Origin of the sequence: Actinosynnema pretiosum, assembly GCF_024171695.1 — a bacterium.
GTDB lineage: Bacteria > Actinomycetota > Actinomycetes > Mycobacteriales > Pseudonocardiaceae > Actinosynnema > Actinosynnema pretiosum.
On record NZ_JAMTCF010000042.1, the window covers coordinates 1 to 7,968 of the forward strand.

General features: G+C 69.4%; 6 protein-coding genes. 2 read left to right on the forward strand and 4 right to left on the reverse strand.

What is annotated here, in order from left to right; genetic code table 11:
- Positions 1–393 precede the first annotated feature (393 nt).
- On the reverse strand, positions 394–1,593 hold the full coding sequence (locus LV78_RS40400; protein ID WP_253851502.1) for a hypothetical protein: 1,200 nt from the start codon (positions 1,591–1,593) through the stop codon (positions 394–396).
- Positions 1,594–2,079: 486 nt separating this feature from the next.
- Between LV78_RS40400 and LV78_RS40405 the strand changes: the two genes are divergently transcribed.
- A complete protein-coding gene (locus LV78_RS40405) occupies positions 2,080–3,747 on the forward strand; it encodes a HEPN domain-containing protein (RefSeq protein ID WP_253851503.1) in 1,668 nt (555 codons plus the stop codon).
- A gap of 274 nt (positions 3,748–4,021) precedes the next feature.
- Here the strand turns inward: LV78_RS40405 and LV78_RS40410 are convergent, their stop codons facing one another.
- Positions 4,022–4,213, reverse strand: a complete 192-nt coding sequence (locus LV78_RS40410; RefSeq protein WP_253851504.1) for a hypothetical protein — start codon at positions 4,211–4,213, stop codon at positions 4,022–4,024.
- A gap of 241 nt (positions 4,214–4,454) precedes the next feature.
- Positions 4,455–4,871 (reverse strand): IS5 family transposase, encoded by a 417-nt coding sequence (locus tag LV78_RS40415; protein ID WP_253851505.1) that lies wholly within the window; start codon positions 4,869–4,871, stop codon positions 4,455–4,457.
- Between the two features lie 394 nt (positions 4,872–5,265).
- Here LV78_RS40415 and LV78_RS40420 point away from each other — a divergent pair, with 394 nt between their 5' ends.
- Positions 5,266–6,174, forward strand: a complete 909-nt coding sequence (locus LV78_RS40420; RefSeq protein ID WP_253851506.1) for a hypothetical protein — start codon at positions 5,266–5,268, stop codon at positions 6,172–6,174.
- On the opposite strand, the gene LV78_RS40425 is transcribed toward LV78_RS40420, so the two are convergent.
- Positions 6,081–7,865 (reverse strand): DUF4209 domain-containing protein, encoded by a 1,785-nt coding sequence (locus LV78_RS40425; protein WP_253851507.1) that lies wholly within the window; start codon positions 7,863–7,865, stop codon positions 6,081–6,083. The genes LV78_RS40420 and LV78_RS40425 overlap by 94 nt on opposite strands.
- Positions 7,866–7,968: the final 103 nt, after the last annotated feature.

The following is a 7,968-nucleotide window of genomic DNA, read 5'->3' on the forward strand; positions in this document are numbered from 1 at the left end:
ACGCACGAGCCCGCCCCAAGACCGGCTTCGCCACCGACTCACCCATCCGCACCTGGACCGATTACCCGACCAAGGTTGCGTGACGCAGCACTAGATGCCCATGTTGGTCGACCCCATAGGCGGAGCGGATCGTGTTCTGCTTCTGCAGGGCGCGCGACCTGCGCTAGCAGGTCTCGACACGCGACGACGACCTGCATGGCGCGGACCTGCAGTCCGCACTGGAGGCGACCGAACCGTCCTAGGGCACCATGTGGCTCACGCCACGGCGGAAGCCACGACCAGTGCGGACTGTCTGCGGCAACTCGTGCCACGACACCAAGCAGTGACCAGGGCGTCGGCGGGTGCGCACTACAGGCCAGCCATGGCGAACGAGGTTCCAGCCGCCGTCTCGAATCACAGCAAGGGCTGCAATCTGGTCACCAACGCCGCCAGGCTGGTCACCAGCGGTGCTCCGCCCTCACGACCGCGCCAGGCTCGGGCGAGATAGTCGGCGGCCTTGTTCTCGCACACGACGATGTCGGCGTAGGCGCTGGCGCAGGCCAGGAAGAGCAGGTCGTTCAGGTCGTGGGAGTGCCAGGCGTCACCGGCGTTGCGCGCGCGGGTGTGCGTGGCCTCGAAGACAGTGCCCAGGTAGGGCAGCGTGGTCAGGTCGTCGGGTCCCTGCCCGGTCATCCAGTTGTGGAAGCGCTCGGGCGTGACCCCGGCGGTCAGGGCGGCACGGGCCAGGTCGTCGCGCATGTCGATGACCAGGCGCGCGAAGACGACTTGGCGGGAGTGCTGGCGGGCGGTGGGGTTGTCGCGAAGTTCGCGGGCCAGGTCGTGGAATGAAGCGGCCCACCTGGTGGACAGTGCCTCCGCGTCGGTCCGGTCAACCGCCTCCGCGTCGAGCATCGCCGAGTACAGCGAACTGACCCAGGTCAGGCGTCGGTGCAGATCACCCGGATCGGAAACAGGGGCGCCGACGGGATCGGCGGAGGAAGAGAACAGCGTTCCCGGCTCGAGGGTGAACACCGCAGGGACACCTGGGGACGGGGTGAAGGGCCTGCCGTGGCCGTGGGCGGCGAACAGTGCCAGCAGTTCGTCGGCGCGTACGTGCAGCGGATGGCGCATCTGCCAGCCCCTGCACAGCTCCAGCATCAGCGGCACCAGCGTCGCCCGGTACTGCGCACGCGCCGAGCCGATCTCGGTCACGTGCGCCGCCGAGAGCGGCAGCACGATCCTTCGGGCGCGGACCCAGTCGATCACCGTGGCCGCGGCGTCATGCTCGGCGGGCCGGAGCTTGTGCGGGGTGTGCAGGTGCTGGGCGAGCTTGATCCACTGGTTCTGATCCAGATAGACCACCGTGCGGCCCGCCAGGGAACGCGCCGGGTCGGGTCCGCCGATCTCCGCCACGACTTGGCGACCCTCGACCAACTCCAGGGTCGCGGTGTGTTCGGCGCGGTCATAAGTGGAGCGGCGGATACCGAGCGCGGGATCGTAGGCCTGCTCGCTGGGCTCGGTCACCTCGCTGCCGTCGTCGAGCACGACCGTGAGGCGCTTCCGCTCCAGGTCCACCACCATCCGCGTCCACCGACGATCCGACTCGTTGTTCATCGCCCCAGTGTCCACCGGGAAGATCGTCCACCACCGACACCCACACCGCTGGCCGCCACTTGGAACGGGAACCGGTTTCGCCCCCAGGTCGATGCACCCGAACATCGAGCTAGCCGGGTGTCCATTGAGGTAGGCAAGCCAGCCGGGCCACACCGTCCGCGACGAGCACGAGCGGGCGTCGATGACGGGACGGGATGCCCGGAGCGGTGAGCCAGCACCACCGGGTCCAGGCCTCGCGCTGGTTGACAGACGCGGCTCTACCAGCGGCCGTTATGGTGACGCCTCCTGCATGACGGGGAAACCACATTCGGGACATGCCGGGCGGCTGTGGCGCGGTGGCGCGTACCTAACTGCATGACGTGGCCTGGCGGTGCCACCCACGGCGTAAGGGCAGTTGTTCGGCGGAGCGTCGCACATGGCGATACCCGCAGGCGGGGTAGGTTCCGCCGCAGGCCTGTGGTTCCCGGTTCAGGAGGATCGTCGCCGATGGAGCAGGTTCAGCCTTCCCGGCCGCCGAAGGCAGAGTTGGTCCGGGTGTTGGGGGTGCCGTTCCTGGCCTGCGTCCTGGGCATGGACGAGCAGGACGTCCACGCCTGGTCACAGGGGCAGCACGAGGAACTCCCGGATGCGGAGGCGGACAGGACGCTGACGATCCTGGGCGAGCTCCTGGCCAGCACCCCGTCCTACGAGGACGACCCCGAGGGGGAACTGCGCGCGCAGACCCTGGCCGCCAACCTCGGCATCTACCACCCGGTGTTCCGTGCGACGGCGGTCCACGCACTGCGCACGACGGCCGCGGGGGCGCAGCAGGTCCCGGTGTTCGAGGGCACGAGCGCACCGGAGGTGCTCGAGCGGCTCACGGTCGAGGCCCACCCGCTGTTCCTGCTGCCCGCCCTCCCCCTCGGCCCGATCGGGGCCGGTGTGCACCGGCATCCGCTGGTCGACAGGTTCGCCCAGACCGTGCTCGAGGACCCGTCCTTCGCACAGTTGCGCCGGGCGAGCCGGGACCCGGACCGCATGGACGTGCACCTGTGGCGCAGCACCCTGTGCAGACAGGATTTCGACCTGCCGCTGTTGGCCGTGCACCTGATCTCGGCAGGGTGGCGGGCTGCGTTGCTGGAGCACCACCGGCCCGACCAGAGGCGGCACGTGCGGGCCGTGCTCGGACAGTACGAGAGCGTGCGCGCGGCCCTGGCCCGTGACGGCGACCGGGAGGGGGTGCGGGTCCCGGTGCTGATCGCCTTCACCGGCGTGCGACTGCCCTCCGACACCACGCTCGAACTCGGTGGGGGTCGGTTGCGGCCCGCCGACGAGCGACGGGACCGACACTGGGTGCCCGGTCACCTGGCGCGACGACGGCAGGACCCCGAGGCCGGGGCCGGGACGGCGGGCTCGGGTGACGACGTGGTGCTGGAGACCGACCTGCCCTACCGGATCAAGGTCACCAGGGACGCCGGGTTCGACAAGCCCTTCGTCGAGGGGGACACCTCGCGCTGGCCCGACCACGGCCGGGACGCGCCCGCCGTGGGGGTGCTGGTGGAGCAGGTGCGGCTGGCCCTGCTGCTGGCCTGCGACTTCACCCCGGACCGGCCGGTGATGGCCGTGCCGACCTGGGAATACTGGCACGACCCACTCGACCACGGCCCCACCCTGCGCTCCCGAACGCACACCGGGAGGAACGCGGAGCCTGTGGTGCTCGACGCGTACACCGCCGGGCGGTGGGCCGGGTACGTGCGCGCGCTCGTAGAGCACGGCGGGCACATCGGCGTGGCGGTGCGTCGCACGCTGCGCGCCGCCTCCGAACGCACCGACCCCGAGGACCTGCTGGTGGACGCCGTCATCGCCTGGGAGAACCTGTTCGGCGCCGACCAGGGCGAGGTCACGCTGCGAGTGGTCACCACGATGGCCCGCCTGCTGCGACCCGACCAGCAAGGACGCGAGGAACTGCGCGGCGAGCTGAGCGGAATCTACGCGCTGCGCAGCAGGATCGTCCACGGAGCCCACGTCACCGACACACCCTGGGAGACCAGAAGGCAGTCGCACAGGACGTTGGAACTGACCCTGGAAGTGCTGCGGGTGCTGCTCACCACCCGCACCGACCTGCTCGCGCTCGCAAGCGGCGGCGCGCGCAGCAGCAAGGTCATGATGGAGTGAGCCACGTACGGACACCGGGCACCCTGGTGTCCGTGCTGCCCCGTCCTGATCCTTTTCGACGCGACGGGCCCTCGGCCCCTGGGGCGGGACACTGCGCTCCGGGAGGCGGGTCTGCTGCAACGCGCCCGTCGTGGCGTGCGGGCGCGACACCGTGCTCCTCGTCGGGCCGCGCCGAGGACAATCGTCGACTGCGGCCGTGCCCACGACCTCGACTTCGAGGCCGTCGGGGAGCCGGTGGCGCTCTGACCCCGTGGGGCTGGTCCGCCACCGGGGCTCACCGGTGGCGGACCAGCCCGTGGGAGAGCACCCGGCGCAGCGCCGTGCTGACCACCTCGGCCGGGTAGCGGGTCAACGCGGCCCGCTCGGCGGCCTCGACTGCGGCGAACAACTCGTCCTCGGCGGCCACGCGCAGCACGGCCACCAGCCAGCCCTCCAGGTCCTCGACCTCCCAGGGCAGCACCAGCACCGCCTGGAACCGCGGGTTGTCCGCGGCCTGGCCGGGGGGTGAGCACGAACGCCAACGGCAACCCGGCGGCGTTGACCGCGGCGTGGACCTTGCTGCTCAACCTGCTCCTGGGACCGGCCGAGCCCGACCGCCGCAGCCCGCGCCCTGCGACGACGCCGAAGGGCGGCACGGTCCCGACCGGCAGGCCTGCCCGCGTCGGCCGCGTCCGGCGCGGACCGCGACACATCACCCGCAGCACACTCTATTGGGTGGGCAACGGAGCCCCTTTTTCCTCGGTCAGCGCCTGTTCCAGCGCGTCGAGGGTCTCCCCGGCGACCGCGAGCCCGGCGGATTCGTGGTGCGCCCGCACGATCGTGGAGTCCACACTCACCAACTCCAACCCGACCTGTCCACGGGAGGCGGCCTCGGCGATCAGTGCGTCCATCAGCGTCTGGAACATCCCCGCCTTCGCCCAGGCATTGAACCGGGAGTAGACGGTGGACCAAGGCCCGTACCGCTCAGGCACGTCGCGCCAGCCCGACCTGGTGCGGAACCGCCACAGGATCACGTTGAACCGCTCCCGCTCCCGCACCCGACGCGGCAACGGCCCGGTGGCCGCCACCGGCACATGCGGCTCGATCAATGCCCACTCGGCATCGGTCAAGTCGAAACGCGCCACACCCTGTGTTCTACCAGTACGTCCCCGGCCCGCCTAGATCCGAACTTCAAACAGCTCCTAGCGCGGCGCCGGTACAGGCGCGCTCCCGGCCTGTTCCCCCGTCACCTGTCGGGAAACCCCGCGTAGGGGTTCCGTCTGCTGCATCGACCTGTCGCAACCGACCCCCTCTCCCCGGAAACGTTCTCGTCCTGTCGACGCGACCGTTGACGGACTCCGGTGGCCGGCGCGATCCGGAAGGACGTCACGGCGGCACGCCCCGTTACGGATCCCGGTCGGGCAGACGGTAAGACACTGCCCCGATTCACCGGGCAGGCACCGGTTTTCCCATGCAGCATGGACAACTCCTTCCCGACGTCCGACCCGATGAAGTGGAGAACCGCCGTAGAGTCAACGGATGCCGCCGCGCCGAGAACCCGCCGCACGCGAACCGGTCCTGCTCGACTGCCACACCCCGGATACAGCCGTGGGCTCGCTCGCCGCCGCCAGCGGCCGTCCGGCGGCAGACCTGACCGAGGCCATCGCATCGGTCCACATCGACCAGGAAACGATCACAGCGGAAACCGACACCGCGATCCCGCGGCGAGTGTTCGCGCGGCTCGGCCTGACCGACGACGACTTCCGCTTCGACGGCACCTGCTTCTTCCACGGCACCCGCACCCTGGACCCGTCAGGCTTCCACCGCGACGGCATCCTGCCCCTCGGTCACGTGCTCGACCGGATCTGGGACGACCTCCACAGCCTGATCCAGACCAGGATCAGCCCGGTCGCCTGGCGCAAGCACCGGACGATGGTCGAGAACGGCGGCGGAGGGCACGGCGGCTACCTGTACCGGGTGAAGACCGAAAGGCCGACCTCCCACGGAGGACCATACGGCTTCCTGGTGCGCGAACACCACACCGCCCCGCTCGAGATCAACCACGACTACCTCGCCATCCCCGAGATCGTCGAGGACATCGCACGCACCTGCGACTTCGACCTGCAGCAGATCTTCGGGAACACCGCCCGCCCGCACGTGGTCAAGTTCCGCACCACCGAGACGTCAACGCACCTGCTGCACTCGGCTTTCTGGTACATCCACACCGCACTGCACGGTGAGAAAGCCGGTTGGTACAGCCTCTACGCCCACGACTGCCGCAACACGATCGTCCCACCCGAGGACGTGCTGGACGTGGCACCCGTGGAAGACGTCGGGCCGGCATCGCCCGCGATTCACTCGGGCGGGTCCGTCTCCGGATCTGCTTGCGGCACCCCTGGTCCTGCCGACGGGCCGGGCCGAGGACTCGCCCCCAGTGACGCCAGGTAGGCCGCAGCCTGGAGAAGCAGAGCGGTCAGCCCGTCATCGCAGTGGTCCACGAAACCATGGGCGAGCTCGTTGCGTAGGTTCATGCCCATCACGTGGGCGCAGAGCACCAGGATGAACCGGTGCCACGAAGGGTCCAGCCCTCGGTCCAGCAGCTTGTCGAGCAGGAACCGCAGACCGGGGTACTGGCCGGGTGTCTGTTCGCGTTGAATGCGGTAGATGCCCTCGTCGCAGGTGATGAGCAGGTTGCGGGCCAGTGCCTCGATGCGCGGGGTGATGGTGAACGCGGCGCCTTCGCTGTCACCGGCCCAGAAGCGGGCGAACGCCCGGCCGATCCCGGCACCCAGTTCGAGCGGGATCACGGGGTTGGCGCAGAAGTGCTCGGTCAGCTCGTCGACGGTGGGGATCGGGTGCCTGGCGATCACCCTGACGAGCGCTTCGAGGACGACCGGGGAGTACATCTGGAGGTTGTGCAATTCGTGCCTGACCAGGTGGTACTCCGTGCGCTCTTCCGGAGTGGTCGCTTTGAACCGAGGCAGGTGGTCACTTCCCAACAACACCGGATCGAACAGCTGAGAGAAGACGAACTGCCGCGCGGCCTCCGCCCGATTGCGTTGGTTCCACTGCACGTCACCAGTCGGCGGGCCGAGGATCGCGAAGTGCTTCAGGGCGTCGCGCCAGTCGGCGGCGTCGGTGATGGGGCGCAGCATCCGCTCAAGCCGCCCGGTGGGTCGCGCAACCTCGGCGGAGAAAGTCGCGAACCCCATCGACTGCAGGCGCATCGACTGCAACCGCACTGTCGCGCGCTCTACCAACTCCCGGTCTCCGGCAGCGCGCGCGTGTTCCACAGCCTGCTGCAGGTACATGACGCGGGCCGGGGGATCCGCAGCCTCGCCCGCGGCCAGCCATAGTTCGACCCGCTCCGTGCAGAGCTGGCGTCTGGTGTCCGGATCGCCCTTGGCCCGTGCGAGTTGCACCTGGACGACCTTGTCCTCCTGGTGGGGGTGATCGCGGAAGAGCGTCCGGGCCCGCGCCAGCATCCCCTCCACGTCGTGGACGGTGGCCTTCCGATCGACCAGGACGTCGATGAAGCCGAGGACGATGCCAAGCCACGGCCTGTCCTGTGCCAGGGCCTGCGCCCCGAGGTCTGCGGCACGATCGATCGCCGCCTCGACCAGCTTGGTCTGCCCCGTCCTGGCAGCCAGGTCCACTGCGGTCTTCACGGTTGTCACGGCTCCGATGTCGGGAGCGACGGCCAAGCCCAGGTACGCCTCGGCTGCACGCCTCGCCCGGTCTCCGACGTTGCCATGGCGACGTTCGACCAGAAGGTGCTGGAGCCGGGCGATCGCGAAGTCGCTGGTGACCACCTCGACGAGGTCCGCCCACCACTGGACGCAGGCCTCTGGCAGGTTCTCCAGGAAGGGACTGGTGGAGTGCCCGTCACTGAAGGTCATGAACGGTACGAACCGTTCCTCGTTCTTCTCGTTCGACTTCAGATGGAAGGCGAACGCCCAGATCGTCCATAGCGCGGGTGATGGCTGGTCAGCGGCGGCGCGCTCGGCGACGATGAACTCCGCGAGCGCCGTCTCCAGGGCGTCGTGCACGTCCGGCACATCGTCGGCTCCTGAAGCCGCCTGGTCGACCAACCGGGCAACGTGCTCGATCGCCAGCGAACCACCACTCTCAGCGTTCATCGCCGTACTCTAGTGCTGCGTCACGCAACCTTGGTCGGGTAATCGGTCCAGGTGCGGATGGGTGAGTCGGTGGCGAAGCCGGTCTTGGGGCGGGCTCGTGCGT

What these genes read in the sequence shown, in the direction of transcription:
- LV78_RS40400 (WP_253851502.1), bottom strand. Translation starts at nt 1,593, where the DNA reads ATGAACAACGAGTCGGATCGTCGGTGGACGCGGATGGTGGTGGACCTG.
- LV78_RS40405 (WP_253851503.1), top strand. Translation starts at nt 2,080, where the DNA reads ATGGAGCAGGTTCAGCCTTCCCGGCCGCCGAAGGCAGAGTTGGTCCGG.
- LV78_RS40420 (WP_253851506.1), top strand. Translation starts at nt 5,266, where the DNA reads ATGCCGCCGCGCCGAGAACCCGCCGCACGCGAACCGGTCCTGCTCGAC.
- LV78_RS40425 (WP_253851507.1), bottom strand. Translation starts at nt 7,865, where the DNA reads ATGAACGCTGAGAGTGGTGGTTCGCTGGCGATCGAGCACGTTGCCCGG.